This window comes from Leucobacter japonicus, from assembly GCF_001273855.1.
GTDB lineage: Bacteria > Actinomycetota > Actinomycetes > Actinomycetales > Microbacteriaceae > Leucobacter > Leucobacter japonicus.
On sequence record NZ_JHBX01000079.1, the window covers coordinates 196,937 to 216,457 of the forward strand.

The 19,521-nt window shown below is 69.2% G+C and carries 18 protein-coding genes; 11 read left to right on the forward strand and 7 right to left on the reverse strand.

Features of this window, described 5'->3' with window-relative positions:
* The first annotated feature begins 30 nt into the window (after positions 1 to 30).
* From phnC to AMS67_RS03665, 5 genes are read left to right on the forward strand one after another with little or no spacing between them, the layout of a single operon-like run.
* Positions 31 to 903 carry a phosphonate ABC transporter ATP-binding protein gene (gene phnC / locus AMS67_RS03645; protein WP_053386139.1) on the forward strand — a complete coding sequence of 291 codons (873 nt, stop codon included), beginning with the start codon at positions 31 to 33 and terminating at the stop codon, positions 901 to 903.
* The gene (locus tag AMS67_RS03650; RefSeq protein ID WP_053386140.1) at positions 900 to 2,639 is read left to right on the forward strand and encodes a PhnE/PtxC family ABC transporter permease; all 1,740 of its coding nucleotides are present in this window, start codon (positions 900 to 902) and stop codon (positions 2,637 to 2,639) included. Before phnC ends, AMS67_RS03650 begins: the two co-directional genes overlap by 4 nt.
* Positions 2,636 to 3,835 carry a TIGR03364 family FAD-dependent oxidoreductase gene (locus tag AMS67_RS03655; protein WP_241487978.1) on the forward strand — a complete coding sequence of 400 codons (1,200 nt, stop codon included), beginning with the start codon at positions 2,636 to 2,638 and terminating at the stop codon, positions 3,833 to 3,835. Before AMS67_RS03650 ends, AMS67_RS03655 begins: the two co-directional genes overlap by 4 nt.
* On the forward strand, positions 3,832 to 4,587 hold the full coding sequence (locus AMS67_RS03660) for a phosphonatase-like hydrolase (protein WP_075201211.1): 756 nt from the start codon (positions 3,832 to 3,834) through the stop codon (positions 4,585 to 4,587). Before AMS67_RS03655 ends, AMS67_RS03660 begins: the two co-directional genes overlap by 4 nt.
* Complete coding sequence (locus AMS67_RS03665) at positions 4,584 to 5,846, forward strand: alcohol dehydrogenase catalytic domain-containing protein (protein ID WP_241487979.1); 1,263 nt, start codon at positions 4,584 to 4,586, stop codon at positions 5,844 to 5,846. Before AMS67_RS03660 ends, AMS67_RS03665 begins: the two co-directional genes overlap by 4 nt.
* A 158-nt stretch (positions 5,847 to 6,004) precedes the next feature.
* Here AMS67_RS03665 and kduI read toward each other — a convergent pair whose 3' ends face one another.
* The 6 genes from kduI to AMS67_RS03695 form a co-directional block, all read right to left on the reverse strand.
* On the reverse strand, positions 6,005 to 6,844 hold the full coding sequence (kduI, locus tag AMS67_RS03670) for a 5-dehydro-4-deoxy-D-glucuronate isomerase (RefSeq protein ID WP_053386141.1): 840 nt from the start codon (positions 6,842 to 6,844) through the stop codon (positions 6,005 to 6,007).
* 58 nt (positions 6,845 to 6,902) lie between these two features.
* Positions 6,903 to 7,874, reverse strand: a complete 972-nt coding sequence (locus AMS67_RS03675; RefSeq protein ID WP_053386142.1) for a 2-hydroxyacid dehydrogenase — start codon at positions 7,872 to 7,874, stop codon at positions 6,903 to 6,905.
* A gap of 112 nt (positions 7,875 to 7,986) precedes the next feature.
* On the reverse strand, positions 7,987 to 9,099 hold the full coding sequence (locus AMS67_RS03680; protein WP_053386143.1) for an extracellular solute-binding protein: 1,113 nt from the start codon (positions 9,097 to 9,099) through the stop codon (positions 7,987 to 7,989).
* Positions 9,100 to 9,148: 49 nt separating this feature from the next.
* Positions 9,149 to 10,261: an ABC transporter ATP-binding protein gene (locus AMS67_RS03685; protein ID WP_053386144.1), complete on the reverse strand. Its 1,113-nt coding sequence runs from the start codon at positions 10,259 to 10,261 to the stop codon at positions 9,149 to 9,151.
* A gap of 8 nt (positions 10,262 to 10,269) precedes the next feature.
* A complete protein-coding gene (locus tag AMS67_RS03690) occupies positions 10,270 to 12,018 on the reverse strand; it encodes an ABC transporter permease subunit (RefSeq protein WP_053386145.1) in 1,749 nt (582 codons plus the stop codon).
* Between the two features lie 26 nt (positions 12,019 to 12,044).
* The gene (locus tag AMS67_RS03695; protein ID WP_053386146.1) at positions 12,045 to 12,410 is read right to left on the reverse strand and encodes a cupin domain-containing protein; all 366 of its coding nucleotides are present in this window, start codon (positions 12,408 to 12,410) and stop codon (positions 12,045 to 12,047) included.
* Positions 12,411 to 12,596: 186 nt separating this feature from the next.
* Between AMS67_RS03695 and AMS67_RS03700 the strand changes: the two genes are divergently transcribed.
* The 6 genes from AMS67_RS03700 (at position 12,597) to AMS67_RS03725 (ending at position 18,233) form a co-directional block, all read left to right on the forward strand.
* Entirely contained in the window at positions 12,597 to 13,409 is an 813-nt protein-coding gene (locus AMS67_RS03700; RefSeq protein WP_053386147.1) for an IclR family transcriptional regulator, read from the forward strand.
* Positions 13,410 to 13,540: 131 nt separating this feature from the next.
* A complete protein-coding gene (locus tag AMS67_RS03705; RefSeq protein ID WP_241487980.1) occupies positions 13,541 to 14,554 on the forward strand; it encodes a C-terminal binding protein in 1,014 nt (337 codons plus the stop codon).
* Position 14,555: 1 nt separating this feature from the next.
* Complete coding sequence (locus tag AMS67_RS03710; protein WP_082305263.1) at positions 14,556 to 15,311, forward strand: SDR family oxidoreductase; 756 nt, start codon at positions 14,556 to 14,558, stop codon at positions 15,309 to 15,311.
* Between the two features lie 14 nt (positions 15,312 to 15,325).
* Positions 15,326 to 16,015 carry a bifunctional 4-hydroxy-2-oxoglutarate aldolase/2-dehydro-3-deoxy-phosphogluconate aldolase gene (locus tag AMS67_RS03715; RefSeq protein ID WP_241487981.1) on the forward strand — a complete coding sequence of 230 codons (690 nt, stop codon included), beginning with the start codon at positions 15,326 to 15,328 and terminating at the stop codon, positions 16,013 to 16,015.
* A complete protein-coding gene (locus AMS67_RS03720) occupies positions 16,012 to 16,983 on the forward strand; it encodes a sugar kinase (RefSeq protein WP_241487982.1) in 972 nt (323 codons plus the stop codon). Before AMS67_RS03715 ends, AMS67_RS03720 begins: the two co-directional genes overlap by 4 nt.
* 278 nt (positions 16,984 to 17,261) lie before the next feature.
* Complete coding sequence (locus tag AMS67_RS03725) at positions 17,262 to 18,233, forward strand: quinone oxidoreductase family protein (RefSeq protein ID WP_053386150.1); 972 nt, start codon at positions 17,262 to 17,264, stop codon at positions 18,231 to 18,233.
* 141 nt (positions 18,234 to 18,374) lie between these two features.
* Here the strand turns inward: AMS67_RS03725 and lplAB are convergent, their stop codons facing one another.
* Positions 18,375 to 19,424: a lipoate-protein ligase LplAB gene (lplAB, locus tag AMS67_RS03730; RefSeq protein ID WP_053351709.1), complete on the reverse strand. Its 1,050-nt coding sequence runs from the start codon at positions 19,422 to 19,424 to the stop codon at positions 18,375 to 18,377.
* Positions 19,425 to 19,521 lie beyond the last annotated feature (97 nt).

The window sequence follows — 19,521 nt, forward strand, 5'->3', positions numbered from 1 at the left end:
CCCCGTACCCGGATCCGAGAGGCCAGCAACATGACCGAGAACCCCACCGCACCCGTGCTCCGCTTGACCGGACTCACGAAGCGCTATGACGAGACCACCGCGCTCGATGCGGTCGACCTGCGGGTCGATCGCGGGGAGATCGTCGTGCTGCTCGGCCTCTCGGGGTCGGGGAAGTCGACGCTGCTGCGACACATCAACGGGCTCGAGACGCCCACCGCCGGCACCGTCGAGGTGCTCGGCGAGCCGGTGCCGCAGTTGCGCGGCCGCCGCCTGCGCGAGTTGCGCAGCCGGGTCGGCTTCATCTTCCAGCAGTTCGAACTGGTCGGTTCGCTCACGGTGCTCGAGAACGTGCTCAGTGGCGCGCTCGGCACCTTGCGCGGCCCGCGCCTCGGGCTTTTCAGCTACCCGCGCGAGCTCAAGCACCGCGCGCTCGGTCACCTCGACCGCGTGGGCCTGCTCGACCGCGCGTATCAGCGGGCCGACACCCTGTCGGGCGGCCAGCAGCAGCGCGTGGCGATCGCCCGTGCGCTGATGCAGAACCCCGAGGTGCTGCTCGCCGACGAGCCGGTCGCCTCACTCGATCCCGAGTCGAGCGATCAGGTGATGGCGCTCATTCGCGAGATCGCCGCCGCCGACGGGCTCACCGTGGTGTGCAGCCTGCACCAGGTCGATCTCGCGATTTCGTGGGCGGATCGCATCGTCGGTCTGCGCCACGGCGCCCGAGTGCTCGATCTCCCCGCAGAGGGTCTGACCCGCGCCGAGGTCATGGAGATCTACGGCCGCGTGGCCACCTCCACCGCCGAGCTCGAGGCCGTCTCGCGCGAGTTGCACGAGGCGAGTAGCGCTGAAGCCGTGGCCGCGAAGCGCACCGAGTCCGCCGGCGAGCCGGAGCTCGTGCGATGACGCTCACGCTTTCGCCGAAGAGCGCCGACCTGCTGGGTCGGGCTCCTGAACGCAAGCGCGACCCGCAGCGCACGGCCGCGGGCATCGCCCTGGTGATCCTGCTCGTGCTCGCCATCTTCGCCCTGACGCGCGTCAACATCTCCATCCCTGGGATGCTCGAGAGCGCGTCGAACGCCGAGCGCTTCTTCGAGCGTGTCGGCTCCCTCAAGTTCCCGGAACCGATGGAGCTGTTGCAGCTCACCGTGCTCACGGTCGGCCTCGTGCTCACCGGCACCGTGCTCGCCGCGGTGCTCTCGGTGCCGATCGCCTACCTGGCCGCCGAGAACACGACCCCCGGGCCCGGCTGGCGCGCGTTCGCCCGCTTCGTCGGCGTCTTCACCCGCGCGATGCCCGACGTGGTGCTCGCGATGGTGTTCGTGCTGCTGTTCTCGCTGGGCGCTCTGCCCGGCATCCTGGCGATCGGCATCCACTCGATCGGCATGATCTCGAAGATGTTCGCCGACGCGATCGAGCAGATCGACGAGGGCCCGCGCCGCGCCGTGCGCGCCGCCGGCGGGTCGAAGATGCAGGAGTTCACGGTCGGCATCCTCCCCCAGGTGATGCCCTCGTGGGTCGCCACCGTGCTGCACCGCAACGACATCAACCTGCGCGGCTCGGTGGTGCTCGGCTACGTCGGCGTCGCGGGCCTCGGCCTGCAGATGTCGTACGCGTTCAAGTCGTTGAACTACGGCCTCGGCCTCGGCATCGCCCTCGTCATCTTCATCCTGTGCGTTGTCATGGAGATCATCTCGAGCGCGGTGCGCGTGAGCATGCTCGGCGAGCAGGCCGGTCGCGGCGTCTTCGTGAAGCTGCTGCGTCGTGCCGGTTCGGGGCCCGCGGGTGCAGGCAACGCCGGATCGGGCCGCGCCCTCCGCATCTCGGCGCCGAGCCGCCGCTTCATCTCCGTCGACGCGGCGATGCGCCGCCCCTGGACGGGCACCCGCATCCGCAACACCGCCGCCGCGTGGATCGCGGTCGCGGTCGTCGTCGCCGGCGTGGTCGTCAGCAACATCAACTGGGGCGACTTCGTCACGTTCTGGGCCAAGGTGCCGCCAGTCGCGGCGTCGTTCTGGCCGCCGAACTTCGGCAACTACGGCTTCGCGACGATCTTCGGCGCCATGATCGAGACCGTCGAGATCGCGCTCGCCGCCACGCTGCTGACCTGCATCGCGTCGATCGTGATCGGCTCGCTCGCCGCCCGCAACGTCGCGCCGAATGCGGCGACGCGATCCGGCTTCCGCTTGCTGCTCGTCGGTATCCGCGGCATCCCCGAGTTGATTCTCGCGATCGTGCTCATCGTCATCACCGGCCTCGGCGCGCAGGCGGGCACCATCGCCCTCGCGTTCGGCGGCATCGGGTTGCTCGGCAAGCTCATCGCCGACTCGCTCGAGGAGGTGCCGCGCGGGCCCGAGCGGGCGCTCATCGCGGGCGGTGCGACGCGCACGCAGATGTACTTTGGGGCGACAGTGCCGCAGGGTGCGCAGGCGCTGATCGGGCACACTTTCTACCTGCTCGACACGAACATTCGCGCCGCGACGCTGCTCGGCATCGTCGGCGGCGGCGGCGTCGGCTACTACCTGCTGAACGCGGGTCAGGGGTCGAACTACCAGCTCGTCGGGTCGATCGTGCTCATGATTCTCGTGGTCGTGCTCGTCGTCGAGGGTCTCGCGATGTGGATGCGGAAGGCGCTGCGGTGAGATCGGGCGCTGCCGGATCGGTGCCTCGCGGCGGCTTCGATGTCGCCGTGGTCGGTTCGGGGATCGTCGGCCTCGGTGCGGCCTATGCGGCCGTGCGCCGCGGCCTGAGCGTGGTCGTGATCGACCGCGGCTCACGCATCACCGGCGCGACGATTCGCAACTTCGGGCACCTGTGCATCGGCGCGCAGACCGGTGAGGCGCGCGGGTGCGCCGACGCGGCGCGCGAGCTGTGGCTGCGACTGTCGCGCGATGCCGACTTCTGGTTGCGCGAATCGGGCACGCTCATTGCGGCGCGGCACGCCGACGAGCTCGCGCTCATCGAAGCTGCGGCCGGCACCGGCGGAGGGATCCGGCTGCTCGATGCCGCCGAGATCGCGGCGGCCGCCCCCATCGCTCCCGGCGTCGCCGTAGGCGGCGGTGTCATCGAGACCGACCTGCAGACGAACCCGCGCATCGCGGCCGACCGCATCGCCGCGCACCTCGCGGGTCTCGGCGTCGAATTCCGCATGCGCACCGCGGTGACCGCGGTCGCGACCGGCCGCGTCGAGACCACCCGCGGCACGATCTCGGCGGGCACCGTGATCGTCGCCGTCGGCCACGACATCGACCAGTTGCTGCCCGAACTCGCCGAATCGGCCGAGGTCGAGCGGTGCGCACTCGACATGATGCGGGTGCAGGCCGAGCTCGCCCGGCCGCTCGACGCCCCGCTGCTCACCGGCTGGTCGCTCGTGCGATACGGTCGGTTCGCCGGGCTCGACGCCGCCGCGCCCGTGCGCGAGCGTCTGCACCGTGAACGCCCCGACCTCGCCGCCATCGACCTGAACCAGATGTATACGCAGCTGCCCGACGGCAGCCTGCTGCTCGGCGACACGCACGTGCGCGACACAGTGGCCTCGCCGTTCCAGTCGGAAGACGCGCAGCAGGCGATCCTTGACGAGGCACAAGCGCTGTTCGGCGTGCCGGCTCCCCGCGTCATCGAACGCTGGCAGGGCGTCTACGCGAGCGCCCCGAACGACTTCTTGCGTCGCGAGGTCGAGCCCGGGGTGCACGTCATCGCCGTCACCACCGGCATCGGCATGACCTGCGGGCTCGGGTTCGCCGAGCACGCGGTCGCCGCCGCGACCGACCAGCCATTTCCCGCGCTCGACTCCCCGGATACCGGCGCCTTCACCCCCGTAGAACAGGAACACTCATGACTGCACTCGACACCTCCGGCGTACCCACTGACGCGAGCGCCGGCCTCGTCGTCGCTCCGATCGAACTCGTGGTGCTCGACATGGCCGGCACGACGGTGCGCGACGACGGCGTCGTCGAACGCGCCTTCACCCGTGCGAACGAGCGCACCGGCGTCGCCTCGCGCATGCCGTGGGAGGAGGCGCTCGACTACGTGCGGCACACCATGGGCCAGTCGAAGATCGACGTCTTCACGCACCTCGCCGGCGGTGACGCCGAACTCGCCGCCGAAGCGAACGCCGCCTTCGAAGCGGCCTACGGCGAACTCGTCGAGGCGGAGGGGGTCGAAGAGATTCCGGGCGCCGCCGACACGATCGCCGCACTGCGCGACGCCGGGCTCAAAGTGGCGCTCACCACCGGGTTCGCCCCGGCGACCCGCGATGCGATCCTCGACGGACTCGGATGGGACTACCTCGTCGACGTCGCCCTCTCGCCGATCGACGCCCGCCGCGGCCGCCCCGCCCCCGACCTCGTGCTCGCCGCCCTCATGCGCACCGACACCCACTCGGTCGACCGGGTCGCCGTGATCGGTGACACCGCGAGCGACATCGCCTCGGGCCGCCGGGCGGGTGCCGGGTTCGTCGCCGGCGTGCTCAGCGGAGCCCACGACCGCGCGACACTCGAAGCCGCCGGCCCCGACGCCGTGCTCGCCGACCTCACCGGACTGCGCGAGACCCGCGTATTCGGTCACGCTGCGGCGGCCCTGGCACGATGACCAGCATCGCGGCCGCGCGATCCGGCACCGGGAAGGCGCGCTCGGCAGGGCGTGCCGCCCGCATCGCCGGTTCTGCGGCTGCGACATCGGCTGGTGCTGCTGGGGCTGCTGCCGCTGGGGGCGGCACTGCTGCTGAGGTGTCCGCGGATCCCGAGATTCCCGGTACCCCTGCCGCCTCGGCCATGCTCTTCCATGCCCCGGGTCGCGCGCACGAGCTCCGCGACGTCACGCGGGTCTCGCTCGGTGCCGGCGACGTGCTCGTGCGAGTGGAGCTCGCGACGGTCTGCGGATCGGACGTGCACACCACCCACGGGCACCGCCAAGAACCCGTGCCCCTCGTGCTCGGCCACGAAGCCGTCGGCTGGGTGGAGCGGATCGGCGGAACAGCGCAGTACCTCGACGGCTCAGAGGTGTCAGTCGGCGACCGCATCGTCTGGGAGATCGCGGTGCACTGCGGCGAGTGCGACCGCTGCCTGCGCGGGCTCACACAGAAATGCCGCACGCTGCGCAAGTACGGGCACGCGCGATTCGGTGCGGCCGGGGCGCTCGGCACGCGGTGGGAACTGAGCGGCGGGTTCGCGACCCACGTGCACGTGCTCTCGGGCACCGGGCTGGTGCGGGTCGCCGACGACGTGCCGGCCGAGGTGCTCGCCCCGGTGAGTTGCGGGATCGCCACCGCGTGGGCGGCACTCGCCGCTGCGGCGCGCACCGTGCCGATCGCGGGCGACATCGGCGTGCCGCCGGCGTCGGTGCTCGTGACGGGCGGCGGGTTGATCGGGCTCGCACTCGCGGCGATGGCGACCGAGCGAGGTGCCTCGGTGACCGTCTCGGACCCCGACCCCGGCCGACGCGCCTGGGCGCGACGCTTCGGAGTAGCCGAGGTCTGCGCGCCCGCGCGCGATGCGCTCGAACCCGGGTCGTTCGACGTCGTCATCGACGCGTCGGGGGCTCCGGCCGCAGTTGCCGCGGGGCTCGACGCGGTCTCCGTTGGAGGCGCAGCGGTGTGGGTGGGCAGCGTGTTTCCGACCGACCCCGTGCCGGTCGTGCCCGAGCGCGTCGTGCGCGGGCTCGTCACGATCTCGGGCGTGCACAACTACGCGCCCGCCGACCTCGTCGGGGCAGTCGCGTTCGTGACCGAACACTGGCGCGACTACCCGTTCGCCGAGTTGGTCGGCGCCGAGTTCGCGCTGACCGACCTCGACGCCGCGGTCGCTCGTGCGGCGGAGCAGCGCGAGGTGCGCGTGGCGGTGCGCCCGTAGGCTGCTGCCGCTGCGCCGCTCCTCTGCTCCAAACGCAATGGCAGCGGGGTCACTTTTGGACAGTGCGGCTACGCCGACACACTCCAACAGTGACCCCGCTGCCACGAGGCGGCGTGCCGCCGCCTCGCAGACGCGCCGCGATGGCCGCGGCGGCGACGTCAGGCCGCGGCGCCCGCCAACTGCGGCACCGAGATCTGATCCATGTCGGCGAAGGCCTGGTTCTCGCCCGCCATCACCCACAGGAACGAGTAGTTCGTCGTACCCGCGCCGAAGTGCATCGACCAGGCCGGCGAGATGACGGCGTCGCCGTTGCGCAGCACGACGTGACGCGTCTGCCCGGGCACACCCATGAAGTGGAACAGGCGCTCGCCCTCGTCGAGATCGAAGTAGACGTAGACCTCGGTGCGGCGGTCGTGGGTGTGCGGCGGCATGCTGTTCCACACGTTGCCGGGTTCGGGCGCGGTGATGCCGAGCACGAGCTGGCTGCTGCGCACCCCGTCTTCGTGGATGTGCTTGCGCACGATGCGCCGGTTGGCGTGCTCCTGCTCGCCGGTCTCCGTGGTGAGGGCTTCGGCCGCGGGAATCAGCGTCGTCGGGTAGGCGCTGTGCGATACCGCTGACGAGAGGAAGAAGCGGGTGTCGACAACGTCGGCCTCGAACGAGATGTCGCGGGCGCCGCGACCCACGTACAGCACATCCATGCGTGCCAGCGGGTAGCGGGTGCCGTCGACGACGGCGTGCCCCGATCCACTCAGTGCCGTGATGGCGAGTTCGCGTCGCTGGCAGAAGTACTCCGCGCGCAGATCGGCGAAGTTCTCGAGGGCGACGGCGGTGCCCGGGATCGGGCTGACCCCGCCGAGCACCATGCGATCTTCATGACTGTAGACGGCCTTGAGCCGGCCGGGGACGAAGAGGTCGCTGATCACGAAGCGGGCGCGGATCTGCTCGTCGCTCATGCCGCTGAGTTCGTCGGGATGGGTGGCGTGACGGATTTCCATGGGGTGAACTTTCTCGTAGCGCTGGTGCGCGGGCTGGGGGAGGCGGAAGCGAGGCGGGTCAGACGTGCGCGCTGCGCACGATGTTGCGCGGAGCGCCGTCGGCGAACGCGACGATGTTGCGACCGGCGATGGCGAAGACGTCGTCTGCCTCGTCGGTGTGGAAGCCGATGTGGGGGGTGAGCACGAGGTTCGGCAGGTCGATGGGCAAGGAATCGAGCTGCGGCGGTTCCGATTCGAAGACGTCGAGCCCGGCACCGAAGAGCCGCCCCTCGCGGAGTAGGGCGAAGAGCGCATCGCGATCCAACACCTCATCACGAGCGGTGTTGATGACGATCGCGCGCTCGGGGAGCAGCGCGAGCAGCTCGGCCGAGACGATGCCCTCGGTTTCGGGGGTGTGCGTCAGGTGCAGCGAGACAGCGTCGCTGCTGCGGAAGAGCTCGTCAAGCGTTACCCGGCGGCCGGGCAGTTCAGCCTCGATCTCGGGCCGCTCGGTGCGGTTCCAGAACACGACATCCATGCCGAGCGCCGCCCCGATGCGAATGACCTCGCGGCCGATCGCCCCGGTGCCGACGACGCCGAGCGTGCGGCCGGCGAGCTTCAGCCCCTGGTGCTTCGCCCACTCGCCGGCGCGCACGATGCGGTCGCCCTCAGGCACGCGCCTGGCGACTGCGAAGAGCAGTGCGATCGCGTGCTCGGCCACGCTGCGGCTGGCGAAGTCGGGCACGTTCGTCACAGTGATGCCGAGGCGCTCGGCCTCGGCCACATCGACGAAGCGGTGCGCACCGGTGCCGACGAAGCTCACCAGCTGCAGCCCGGGCACCCCGGCGAGGAAGCCGGCGGGCAGGGGGCCCTGATCGCCGATGATGTAGACGGCGTCGTAGCCCTGCGCGCGGGCGATGGTCGCCTCGGCGTCGGCGAAGTGCTCCTCGAACCAGTCGAGCTGGTGGCCGGCTTCGGCGAGCGGAGCGATGACATCGCGGCGCACGATGTCGGCGTACTGCGATTCTCCGTCGATGCAGACGATTCTCACGGGGTTCCCTTTCGTTCGGGGTGGGGGGTGGTGCGGGGTTCCGGGCCGCTGGGCGGGTCGGCCCGGAGCCCCGCGGCTCATTACTGCGCGACTGAGTTGTCGAGCAACAGGATCACTGTGCGACCCAGCGGTTGAACTGGTCGGTCAACGCTGCGTTGTTCTCCTTGTAGTAATCGGCGTCGAGCGTGATCGCCGTCTTCGTGTTGTCGCCAACCGGCAGGAACGGCTGGATGTCTTCGGGGAAGTCGCTCACGGCGACCCCGGTGCTCGATGCGGGGATCGGCGTGGGCACCTTCGACGCGAAGGCGATCTGGCCCTCGGTGTTCTCGATGACGCTCTTCAGCAGGTGCTGCGCCGCCTCGGGGTTCGGGGCATCCGCAGGAATCGCCCACACGCTGTTCGCGTAGCCGGCCTGATCCCAGCTGACCGAGATCGGGAAGCCGTTCTGGCTCGCGGTGAACGCGCGGTTCGCCCACACGATGCCGAGATCGCACGAGCCGTTCTCGAAGCTCTCGATCGACTGCGCGCCGCTCGACCACCACGTGACGCTGTCTTTGATCGTGCCCAGCTTGTCGAGCGCGCGATCGGTGTCGAGCGGGTACAGGTCGTCGGGTGCGACGCCATCGGCGAGCAGCGCCGACTCGAGGGTCCACCCGTACTGCGGGTTGTTGAAGAGGCAGCGCTGGCCGGGGAACTTCGCCGTGTCATAGAGATCTTCCCAGTTCTCGGGGTGATCGCCGTCGAGCGGCCACGTATCGGTGTTCCAGGCGAGCACCATGCCGAACGTGCCGACCTCGATGCCCGTCTTCGAGTAGGTGCCCTCGACGAGCTGATCGACGGGCACGATGCTCGTGTCGATGTCGGCGAGGTAGCCCTCGTCGGCGGCCTGCTGTGCGTCACTCAGCGAGGGGAGGAAGACGAGGCTCCAGTCGACGGCGCCGTTCTGCGCACCGGCGAAGAACTTGGTCGAGGCCTCGTTGTAGTCGTCGACGACGGTGACACCGGTCTGCTCCGTGAAGTCGGCGAAGAGCGTGTCGTTGAGGCCCTCCCAGACGTCGCCGCCGCTGGTGTCGTAGAAGAGGATCTCGCCCGAGAGATCGGCGCCGTCAGCGGAGCCCGAGCCCGAATCGGAGCCGGAATCGGCGCCGGCGCAGCTCGTCAGCGCGAGTGCGCCGGCGAGGGTCAGTGCACCGAGCGAGGCGGTGCGGGTGAGTGTGGAACGCATATGCAGGTCCTTCCTTGGATGCATGTGTGGTGCGGGGTGGGGGATGGAGTTAGGCGGCCGGCAGGAGTACGGCGCCACCGGCGCGCACACTCATGACGGTGGGGGTGCCGACCTCGGGGATCGCCTCGGCACTGTCGAGGTCCACGAGATAGGTGCCGTGGTCGTCAGCCAGACGCACACGGATGGTCTGCCCGAAGAAGCGGGCATCGGTCACGGTGACGCGGGCCACGGCTTCGTAGCCAGTTGGTACGTCGGCCTCAGCGCTCAGACGAATCTGTTCGGGTCGGGCGCTCAGCGTGCAGGCGGTGCCCGCGGCGAGCTCGGGGCTCGCGGACGCGGTCAGCACGAAGTCGCCGCTGCGCACGATCGTGCCCCGTGAGCCCTGCTCGAGCACCTCGGCGCGGAACGTGTTGGTCTCGCCGAGGAAGTTCGCGACGAAGTCGCTGTTGGGGGCGCTGTAGACCTCGCGCGGAGCGCCGACCTGCCGAATATGGCCGGCCTCCATGACGCCCATGCGATCCGACAGGATGTACGCCTCCTCCTGGTCGTGCGTGACGTAGATCGCCGTGGTCTCCGACTCCTGCTGAATGCGGCGGATCTCCGAACCGAGATCTTGCCGCAGCCGTCGATCGAGCGCGCCGAGCGGCTCGTCGAGCAGCAACACGCGCGGACGCTGCGCCAGCGCGCGGCCCAGGGCGACGCGCTGCTGCTGGCCGCCGGAGAGCTGTGCAGGATGGCGATCCCGCAACGCCCCCAGCTCGGTGAGCTCGAGCATCTCGTCGACGCGCTTCGCGAGCGCAGCGCCCCGGATCTTGCGAATCTTGAGGCCGAACGCGATGTTCTGCGCGACCGTGAGGTGCGGGAAGAGCGCGTAGTTCTGGAAGACGAATCCGAGGTCGCGCTGCTGCGTCGGCAACTGCGTCACGTCGCTGCCATCGATCGCGATGCGTCCCGACGTGAAATCGATGAGGCCCGCGATGATGCGCAGCAGTGTGGTCTTGCCCGACCCCGAGGGCCCGAGCAGCGTGAAGAACTCACCGGCCTCGACCGTCAGATCGGTGGCGTGGAGCACGCGAGTACCGCTGAAATCGCAGGTGATCTGGTCGACGATGACCTCGCCGCGCTTGCCGCCGGGCTGCGCGGGTGCGTGGGTGGCAGACATGCCGGTCCTCATTTCTGGTCGGCCGCGACGGCGGCGCGTGCGGCCCGTCGTGACTGGATGATGCGCTGGGAGACGATGATGGCGACGACGAGCAGCGTCAGCAGTGCCGCGATCGCCGGGACAGTCGGCACGATGCCGCTCTCCAGGTACTGGTAGATGGTGACGGGCAGCGTCTTCACCGGACCGGTCTGCAGGAAGAGCGCCAGCACGACCTCATCCCATGAGGTGACGAAGGCGAGCCCGAACGCAGAGAGCAGTACCGGGATCATGCCGCGCACCGTCACCGTCCAGAACGCCGAGATGCGCGACGCCCCCATCGTCCACGCCGCGGTCTCGAGGTCGAGGCCGCGCGACGCGAGCGTGGTGTTCAGGATCGCGAAGGCGAGCGGGAACGAGACGAGCGTGTGCGCGAGGACGAGACCGGGAATGGTGCCGGCGAGGTCGAGCCGCAATTCGACGGCGTAGATGCCGATCGCGAGCAGGATCGCCGGGGTGATGATCGGCGCGAACGCAAGACCCGAGACGAGCAGCTTCGTACGCTCGGACTTCGCGGTCTGCACGACGCGCGCCAGATAGAGCGCGAGCGCCGTCGACGCGAGGCCGGTGAGCGTCGCGACGAGCAGACTGCGCACGATCGGGTTGATCCAGGTGCGCGTGGTGACCGCTTCGCCGTACCACTCCAGCGTGAAGCCGCGCGGCGGGAACACCACTGTCTGCGTCTCGCCCACCGAGAGCGGGAAGACGATGAGCACGGGCACGAGCAGCACGAGCAGCGAACCGAGCGTGATGATGCCGGTCGTGATGGTGCCGCCGGTCCAGCGGAAGCGCTGCTCTTGGCTCACGCCCTTTGCCTGGCCACCAATGCCGGGGGCGGTGAACCCTCCGCCGATCCTGATTACTGCGACGTACAGGATCAGTGTGGCCGCGAGCAGCACGACGCCGAGCGCCGAAGCCACACCCCACTGGAACAGGTCGATCTGTTGCTGAATGTAGACCGCCACCGTCTGCTCCTGCGGCCCGCCGAGAATCGCGGGCACGATGAAGAAGCTGAGCGCGAGGATGAAGCAGAGCAGCGCACCGCTCAAGATCGACGTGCGCACGAGCGGCAGGAAGACCTTCACGAAGATCTGGAAGCCCGAAGCCCCCATCGTCTTCGCCGCGAGAATCACGTTGTGGTCGATGCCCGTCATGCCCGAGTAGAGAATCAGGATCATGTAGGGGAGCAGGTACATCACGGTACCGACGAGCGTGCCGCCCTGCGTGTACAGCAGCGAGAAGCGCTCGCCGCCGAGAGCTTGGCTCGCCTGACTGAGGAGACCGTTCGGGCTCAGGATCGAGGTCACCGCGAACAGGCGCACGACGATCGAGACCTGGAACGGGATGAGGATCAGGAGCAGCACGACGCCGGCCGAGCGCGCGGGGAGCCGCGAGATGAAGTACGCGGTGGGGAAGCCGAGCAGCAGCGCCAGCACCGTGGAGTTGACGGCCAGCTTGATCGTGCGCCACTCGACGAGGTGCAGGTAGTCGTCTTGCAAGATCGTCAGGTAGTGCGCGAACGTGAAGTCGGGGGAGCTCCAGCTCATGACCCCGTCGACGCTGATGCTGCGCAGCACCACGTCGAGCAGGGGCCAGAAGAAGAAGATCACGAAGAAGCCCGACGCCGCGAGGGCGAGGGCGATCTTCGGGAGGCGGGCGGGATCGAAGAGCGAACGCCGCGGTGGGCGAACGGTCGGTATCCCGGTCGTGCTCAGGGTCATCGGTGATCCTCGGGGTGCGGGCCTGGCTACGCCGGCGTCTGCGTGATGATGTAGATCTTGCGCGCGGTCTCGTGCACGTCCCAGATGACGTGCGAGCCGTCGGGCAGTGCGACGTAGGTGTCGGGACCGAAGGCGATGACCTCGCCCGACTCGCGCGTGATCGTGCCGGAGCCCGAGAGGAAGTACATGACCTCGGAGACCCCGACCTTGCTCGAGTGGAAGCTGCCGGGCGTGATCTCCCAGACGCCGATTTCGATCGCTGCGTCTTCGTGCAGGATCTGCTCGGAGGCGTGCGGTTCGCCGCTGATGACGCGGCTCGGATCGGCGCTCTCGCCGAGCACGGCCGTGGAGAGGCCCTGGTGGGTGACCGGATCGAAGAGGAAAGCGGTCATGAGGTATCAGCCCTTTCGCCGCCGACGCTGCGATGCGCCGACTGATGCTTTAAATTTGAAACACTGTCTCATAAGTGGTGAAATGATGTCAAGGCGGAATGTGTCGATTGATGCAGGTTCGTAAGATAAGCACCGCGGGTGCAGCGCGAAGACGCGCCGACCCCGACGAACGAGGATGGAGATCCAATGACTGAACGCGTGATTTCGACAGGCGGACTCACCTCTTCCGAGCGCGTGACCGGCACGCAGAGTCTCGAGAAGGCCGTCGACATCCTCGAGTACATCGCGTCGGCGCCACGGCCCGGCGTGACCCTTGCCGAGTGCACGGGCATTCTCGGGTACAGCAAGGCGACGACCCAGCGCATGCTGCTCACGCTCACCCGACGCAATCTGCTGCACTTCGACGCGGAGCTCGGGGTCTACTCGCTCGGCATGCTCACGGCGAAGCTCGGATCGGAGTACCTGAGTCGGCTCGATACGCGCAAGGCCGCGCTTCCCGTGCTGCGCGACATCGTGACCGAGACGGGCGAGACCGCCCACCTGGGGGTGCTTTCGGGCAAGGACGTCGTGTATATCGAGCTCGTCGACAGCCCGCAGCCGATTCGCATCTTCAGCAAGGTGGGCGACTCGGTGCCGGCCTACGCCACCGCCATCGGCAAGTCGATCCTCGCGCAGCTGCCCGGTGACGTGCGGCAGCATCACCTGCCCGACACGCTCGTGGGGCGCACGCCGAACACCCTCACGACGTTCGAGGCCCTCTATCGCGATCTCGCGCACACCCGGGAGCGCGGCTACGCCATCGACAACGGCGAGAATCGCGATGGGATTCGCGGGTTCGCGGCACCTATCTTCGACTTCTCCGGCAATGTCTGCGCAGGGCTCAGCCTTGCAGGCCCGACGGCACGGGTCGTCGCCGAGGAAGACGAGCAGCGCTTCGGCGAGCTGGTGACCCGCGCGGCGCGGCGCGTCTCGCAAGTGCTCGGCGCCCCGGAGGCCTGAGCGCTGACGATTCGACACCCGACCAGCGTGGTCGAGGTGGGTTTCGCGACCGTTTCTGCAGAATGACGGCTTGGCGAAGCTCGCGGTTTATGAAATGATGTTTCAAATTTCATTCACCGATGGAGGCTTCAGTGCAGCAGCAGAGTCGTCGCGTAGTGATCACCGACTGTGATCACGGCAGTGTCGAAATCGAGCGGGAGGTGGCGCAGCGGTACGGGTACGAACTCGTGCTCGCCGCGTGCACCACGAGCGCCGATGTGATCGCGGCGTCGGCGGGAGCCGACGCGATCCTGACCCAATATGCTCCAGTCACCGACGAGGTGCTGACCGCGCTTCCCGACCTCGCGGCCGTCGGGCGCTACGGCGTGGGCGTCGACACCGTCGATGTCGATGCGGCCACTCGTCGCGGTGTCGCCGTGTGCAACGTGCCCGACTACGGCACCGAAGACGTGAGCGACCACGCGATCGCGCACGCCCTTGCCGTGCTGCGCGGACTCCCCGCGCTCCACGCGGGGCTCGCGCGCGGCGAGGCCGATCTCGGCCCGGTGCGGCCGCTCCACCGATTCACAGCGACCACGTTCGCGGTGTACGGGCTCGGGCTCATCGGTGAGGCCACCGCGCGGAAGGCCCGCGCGCTCGGTTTTCGCGTCATCGGCACCGACCCGCGTTTCGCGCCCGGCAGCGTGAGCCCGTCGGGCACCGAGGTGGTATCGCCCGCCGAGCTGCTCGCGCAGGCCGAGCTGCTGTCGCTGCACCTGCCGCTGATCGCGCAGACCCAGCACCTCATCGATGACGATGCTTTCACGCAGATGCGCGACGGCGTGAAGCTCGTCAACACGTGCCGCGGCGGCGTGATGGACACCGCGGCGCTCGTGCGCGCGCTCGAATCCGGGCGGGTCGCCGCAGCCGGTCTCGACGTGTTCGAGGAGGAGCCGCTGCCCGTCGAGCACCCGCTGCATCGCTTCGAACAGGTGCTGCTCACCCCGCACGCCGCCTGGTACAGCGAAGAATCCTTCGTCGAGCTCAAGCGGCGAGCGATGGAAAATATTCTCGATGTCTGCACCGCGGGCACCAGCGCGAATGTCGTCAACGCGTCGGGGCTCGCGGCCCAAGACGATGCAGTCGACGCCGGGCAGGAGGCCTGAGATGTTCGACCAGATTCTGACCGGCCGCACGGCCGTCGTCACCGGAGCGTCGCGCGGCATCGGGGAAGCTGTCGCTGCCGGCTTGCTGCGCAGCGGCGCCGACGTGATCACGCTGCAGCGCAGCGCGCACTCCGATCGGCTCAGCGCGATCGCCGTCGAGACGGGGCGCACGCTGTCGCATCGCACGGTCGATTTCGGAGACGCCGACTCGATCGCGGCGGCCATCGAGTCGGTCACCGCCGAGGCCGACGCCGTCGACATTCTCGTGAACAACGCGGGCACGCAGATTCGCCACGACTCGGTCGATTTTCCGCTGGCCGACTTCGAGCGGGTGCTCGCCGTGAACCTCAACTCCGTCTTCCAGCTGAGCCAGGGGTTCGGAGCTGGGATGGTCGAGCGCGGCAGCGGGTCGATTGTGACCCTGGCATCGCTGCTCTCGTTTCAGGGCGGGCTTCGGGTGCCGGCCTACGCCGCGTCGAAAGGTGCTGTGGCGCAGCTCGTGAAAGCGCTCAGCAACGAGTGGGCGGCGCACGGCGTCAACGTCAACGCCGTTGCTCCCGGATACGTGCAGACCGACATGAACGAGGCGCTCCTCGCCGACCCCGAACGCTTTCGGCAGCTCAGCGAGCGCATCCCCGCAGGGCGCTGGGCCGAGCCCGATGACATCGCCAACGCGGTCGTCTACCTGTGCACGCCCTACGCCGCGTACATCCACGGCACAGTACTGCCGGTCGACGGCGGATGGCTCGCGCGATGAGCGGGGGGAGTGGAATGAACGGTGCGACCGGAGCGAACGGGACGACTCGCATGAACGCTGCGCGACTGCTCGTGCCCGCGGAGTTACGGGCGTCACCCGTCATCGCGGTGCTGCGCGCGCCGACCCCGGCAGACTATGCGCCGGTCATCGACGCGCTGCTGCAGGGCGGCGTCACGCACATCGAGATCACGCTGAGCACTCCCGGCACCCTCGCCGAGCTTCCGGCGCTGCGCGAGCGCTTCGGCGACGACGCGCAGATCGGCGTCGGCACGGTCACCCGGGTCGACGAGGCGCTCGAGGCCATGGGGGCGGGTGCCCGCTATCTCGTCACGCCGACGACGGTGCCCGAAGTGATCGACGCCGCCGTCAGCGCGGGGCTCCCCGTGTTTCCCGGCGGCTGCACGCCGACCGAGCTCCACGCCGGATGGTCGCGCGGTGCCACGGCGGTCAAGGTCTTTCCGGCATCGCACTGGGGCCCGGGATACCTCGGCGACCTCCGCGGACCGTTCCCCGAGATCGAGGCGATTCCTTCGGGCGGCGTCGACGCCGAGAGCGCCCTGGCGTGGCTCGCGGCCGGAGCCTGCGCGGTGAGCGTGGGCGGTCCGCTGCTGCAAGATGCCTTCAGGGGTGGCGATCCTGCCGCACTGACCCGGCGTGCGCAGGAGCTCGTCACTCGCGCCCGCGACGTGCGGAGCGGATCGTGACCGCCGCAGTGGCCGAGCAACCGTACGTGCTCACCCTCGGAGAATCGATGGGACTGGTGCGGCAGGCCGGAGTCGGGCGACTCGCCACCCAGCGAGCGGTCGAGCTCGGGTTCGGCGGCGCGGAATCGAACGTGGCGATCGGAGTGCGACGTCTCGGCATTGATGCTGTCTGGTGCGGGCGCCTCGGAGCCGACAGCCTCGGTGATCTGATCGAGCGGGAACTGCGCGCGGAAGGCGTGCGTGCCGACGTGATTCGCGATCCCGAATCACCCACCGGCCTCATGCTCAAAGAGCACCCGGCCGCGGGAAGCACCCGCGTCGTCTACTACCGGCGGGCGAGTGCGGGATCACGACTCGCCCCAGACGACCTCCCCGACGGGCTCGTCGAGGGCGCCGCACTGCTGCACGTCACCGGCATCACGCCGGCGCTCTCGCCATCCGCCGACGCAGCGGTCGAGGCGGCGATGCGTCGCGCGCGAGCCGCAGGAGTGCCGGTGTCGATCGACCTCAATTACCGTTCGGCCCTGTGGTCGCCGGAGCAGGCGGGTGCTCGGCTGCGCGAACTCGTCGCCCTCGCCGACGTCGTGTTCGCGGGCGACGACGAGGCCGAGTTGGTGGTGGGCGGCGGCTCTACGGCTGAGCTCGCTGCGCGGTTGGGTGTGCTCGGGCCGACCGAGGCCGTGATCAAGCTGGGTGCCGACGGGTGCGTGGCACTCGTGGACGGTGCACGGTTCGAGGTCGCCGCCGTACCGGTCGACGTGGTCGACACCGTCGGAGCCGGCGACGCATTCGTCGCGGGGTACCTCGCCGAGCGGGTGCGTGGCCTCTCGCCCGAAGCACGTCTGCGCACCGCAGTCGCCGCCGGCGCCTCAGCGTGCCTCGCGCCCGGCGACTGGGAGGGCCTGCCGACGCGCGACGACCTGCGGCGACTGAGCGGCGCCGGCGGAGGTGATCCGGTGCAGCGGTAGCGCGGCTGCTGCGCCGTCGCCGCGACTGCCGCTGCCGCTGCGTGCGCGCTCAGCCCCCAATGCGATCGGGGTAACTTCGGACCAGTGCGGCGGTTCAAATCCGCGCCCGCACTGGCTCAAAGTTACCCCGATCGCAGAGACATCAGCGGCGGCAGATTCGACGGCTGGGCGGCACAGCGACGCGGACCGGCCGCGGCATTTCGCGCGGAGCGAATTCGCCGCTGACTTTCATTGCAATCGCATGCGGCGCATGGGGTTCGGCGCGTAGGCTCGGCCGCATGACCACGATTCGCGCCATCACCGTTCCCCACGCCGGCGGCTCCGAGCTGCTCGAATTCACCGAGATCGAGAGCCCCGTTGCCGGGCCCGGCGAACTGCTGGTGCAGACGCGCGCCGTGGGCGTGAACTTCATCGAGACCTACCAGCGGTCGGGGCTCTACCCGGTCGAGTATCCCTTCACGCCGGGTGGCGAGGGCGCGGGCGTCGTGCTCGAGATCGGCGAGGGCGTTGAGGGCTATGCGGTCGGAGACCTGGTCACCACAGCGGAGGCGTCGCGCACGTATGCGGAGCGGTTCGTCGTCGCCGCCGAGAAAGCGGTGCACGTGCCCGAGGGGATCGCAGCCGATGTGGCCGCGGCGATCCCGCTCCAGGGACTGACCGCGCACTATCTCGCGACCTCGGCCGCTCAGCCGCAGACCGGTGACACGGTGATCGTGCACGCCGGTGCGGGTGGCGTCGGGTTGCTGCTCACGCAGTTGCTCGTCGCGCGCGGCGTGCGCGTGTTCACCACCGTTTCGACGCCCGAGAAGCGCGAGCTCAGCTTGGCTGCGGGCGCTAGCGAGGTGTTCGACTACGACGATTTCGCAGCGCGGGCGCGCGAACTCACCGGCGGCGAGGGCGTCGCCGTGGTCTACGACGGGGTCGGCGCGCGCACGTTCGACGACTCCTTGTCGGCGCTTCGCGTGCGCGGCACGCTCGTGCTCTTCGGCGGTGCCAGCGGCCCAGTGCCTCCGTTCGACCTGCAGCGACTGAACGCTGGGGGATCCCTCACCGTGACGCGCCCGTCAATGGGTCACTTCTTGCTCACTCCCGAGGAGCGCGCTTGGCGCTACCGCGAGCTCTTCGATGCGATTGCCGCGGGTGCGCTCGATTTCCGCATCGGCGCGCGCTTTCCGCTGTCGGAGGCCGGGTACGCGCATGCCCAGCTCGAGTCGCGTGCGACGACCGGCAAGGTGATTCTCGAGCCGTAGGGCTGTGGTCCGCTGCCGTCGAGCCGAGTCACCGCTGCTGTGCTGAGACACCGCTGATATCTCGAACGTGGACGGTGTTTCGGCGTCACAGGGGGAACTCGGTGATGGGGACAGCCGCGCGGCCCGCGAGCACCGGCCTCCCTACGGCACCCGCCGAATCCAGGCTTCGGTGGTGAACTTCTGCTCGACGAGGCGCTCGGCGGCATCCCATTCGCCCTCGGTGACTTCGCCCTCGGTGCCGCCGTGGCGACGCTTGAACACTTCGATCATCTTCTCGATGATCTCTTCGCGCGGCAGTCCGGTCTGGCTGCGCAGCGGGTCAACCCGCTTCTGCGCGCTGGCGGTGCCCTTGTCCGAGAGCTTTTCGCGCCCGATGCGCAGCACCTGGGTCATGGCTTCGGGATCCATGTCGTAGGCCATCGTGACGTGGTGCAACACGGCGCCCGAACCGAGGCGCTTCTGCGCGGCCCCGCCGATCTTGCCGTGCGGGCTCGTGATGTCGTTGAGCGGCTTGTACACGGCGTCGATGCCGAGCGACTTGAGCGCCTCGAGCACCCACTCGTCGAGGTAGGCGTACGAGTCGGCGAAGCTCATGCCGCGCACGAGCTCGCCCGGAACGTACAGTGCGTACGTGATGCACGCCTCCGGCTCCATATACATGGCCCCGCCACCCGAGATGCGGCGCACGATGCGTGCGTGTCGCGCGGCCGCCTGTTCTTCGTCGACCTCGTTCTTCACCGACTGGAAGCTGCCGATGAATACGGCGGGCTCGTTCCACTCCCAGATGCGCAGGGTCGGCCCGCGCAGCCCTTCGCCGACGGCGGCGGTCAGCACCTCGTCGAGCGCGGCGTTGAGTACGGGAGCGATGGGCGGTTCGTGAATGATCTGCCAGTCGTAGTCGCGCCAGTGCGCGGCCCCGGTGACGGCGCGGCGGATCGCCACCCCGACCGAGTCGGGAGTGAATCCGAGCAGGTGCACCTCGCTCGGCAGCTTCGCCGAGATCGCAGTCGAGAACTCCTCGATGGTGCCGTTCGGGTGCAGCCCCTCGATCGCCTCGTTGATGCAGCCGAGCGCGTCGTCGGGCTCCAGGAAGAAGTCGCCCGAGAGGCGGAAGTCGCGGATGCGGTCGTCGATGACGTCGAAGTCGACGACCACCAGCTTGCCGCCAGGGACCTTGTACTCGCCGTGCATGCTCATGGTTTCAGGGTACGCCTGTGGGTGCGCCTCCGCCTAGCTCATCTCCGTGCCGCCGCGCCGCAGCCCGCCCCGCCCCGGATCGGGGTAACTT

Coding starts and splice junctions, on each gene's coding strand:
- AMS67_RS03700 (WP_053386147.1), top strand. CDS start 12,597: ATGACTGAACGCGTGATTTCGACAGGCGGACTCACCTCTTCCGAGCGC.
- AMS67_RS03660 (WP_075201211.1), top strand. CDS start 3,832: ATGACTGCACTCGACACCTCCGGCGTACCCACTGACGCGAGCGCCGGC.
- kduI (WP_053386141.1), bottom strand. CDS start 6,844: ATGGAAATCCGTCACGCCACCCATCCCGACGAACTCAGCGGCATGAGC.
- AMS67_RS03725 (WP_053386150.1), top strand. CDS start 17,262: ATGACCACGATTCGCGCCATCACCGTTCCCCACGCCGGCGGCTCCGAG.
- AMS67_RS03715 (WP_241487981.1), top strand. CDS start 15,326: ATGAACGGTGCGACCGGAGCGAACGGGACGACTCGCATGAACGCTGCG.
- AMS67_RS03665 (WP_241487979.1), top strand. CDS start 4,584: ATGACCAGCATCGCGGCCGCGCGATCCGGCACCGGGAAGGCGCGCTCG.
- AMS67_RS03650 (WP_053386140.1), top strand. CDS start 900: ATGACGCTCACGCTTTCGCCGAAGAGCGCCGACCTGCTGGGTCGGGCT.
- AMS67_RS03710 (WP_082305263.1), top strand. CDS start 14,556: ATGTTCGACCAGATTCTGACCGGCCGCACGGCCGTCGTCACCGGAGCG.
- phnC (WP_053386139.1), top strand. CDS start 31: ATGACCGAGAACCCCACCGCACCCGTGCTCCGCTTGACCGGACTCACG.
- AMS67_RS03680 (WP_053386143.1), bottom strand. CDS start 9,099: ATGCGTTCCACACTCACCCGCACCGCCTCGCTCGGTGCACTGACCCTC.
- AMS67_RS03685 (WP_053386144.1), bottom strand. CDS start 10,261: ATGTCTGCCACCCACGCACCCGCGCAGCCCGGCGGCAAGCGCGGCGAG.
- lplAB (WP_053351709.1), bottom strand. CDS start 19,424: ATGCACGGCGAGTACAAGGTCCCTGGCGGCAAGCTGGTGGTCGTCGAC.
- AMS67_RS03690 (WP_053386145.1), bottom strand. CDS start 12,018: ATGACCCTGAGCACGACCGGGATACCGACCGTTCGCCCACCGCGGCGT.
- AMS67_RS03695 (WP_053386146.1), bottom strand. CDS start 12,410: ATGACCGCTTTCCTCTTCGATCCGGTCACCCACCAGGGCCTCTCCACG.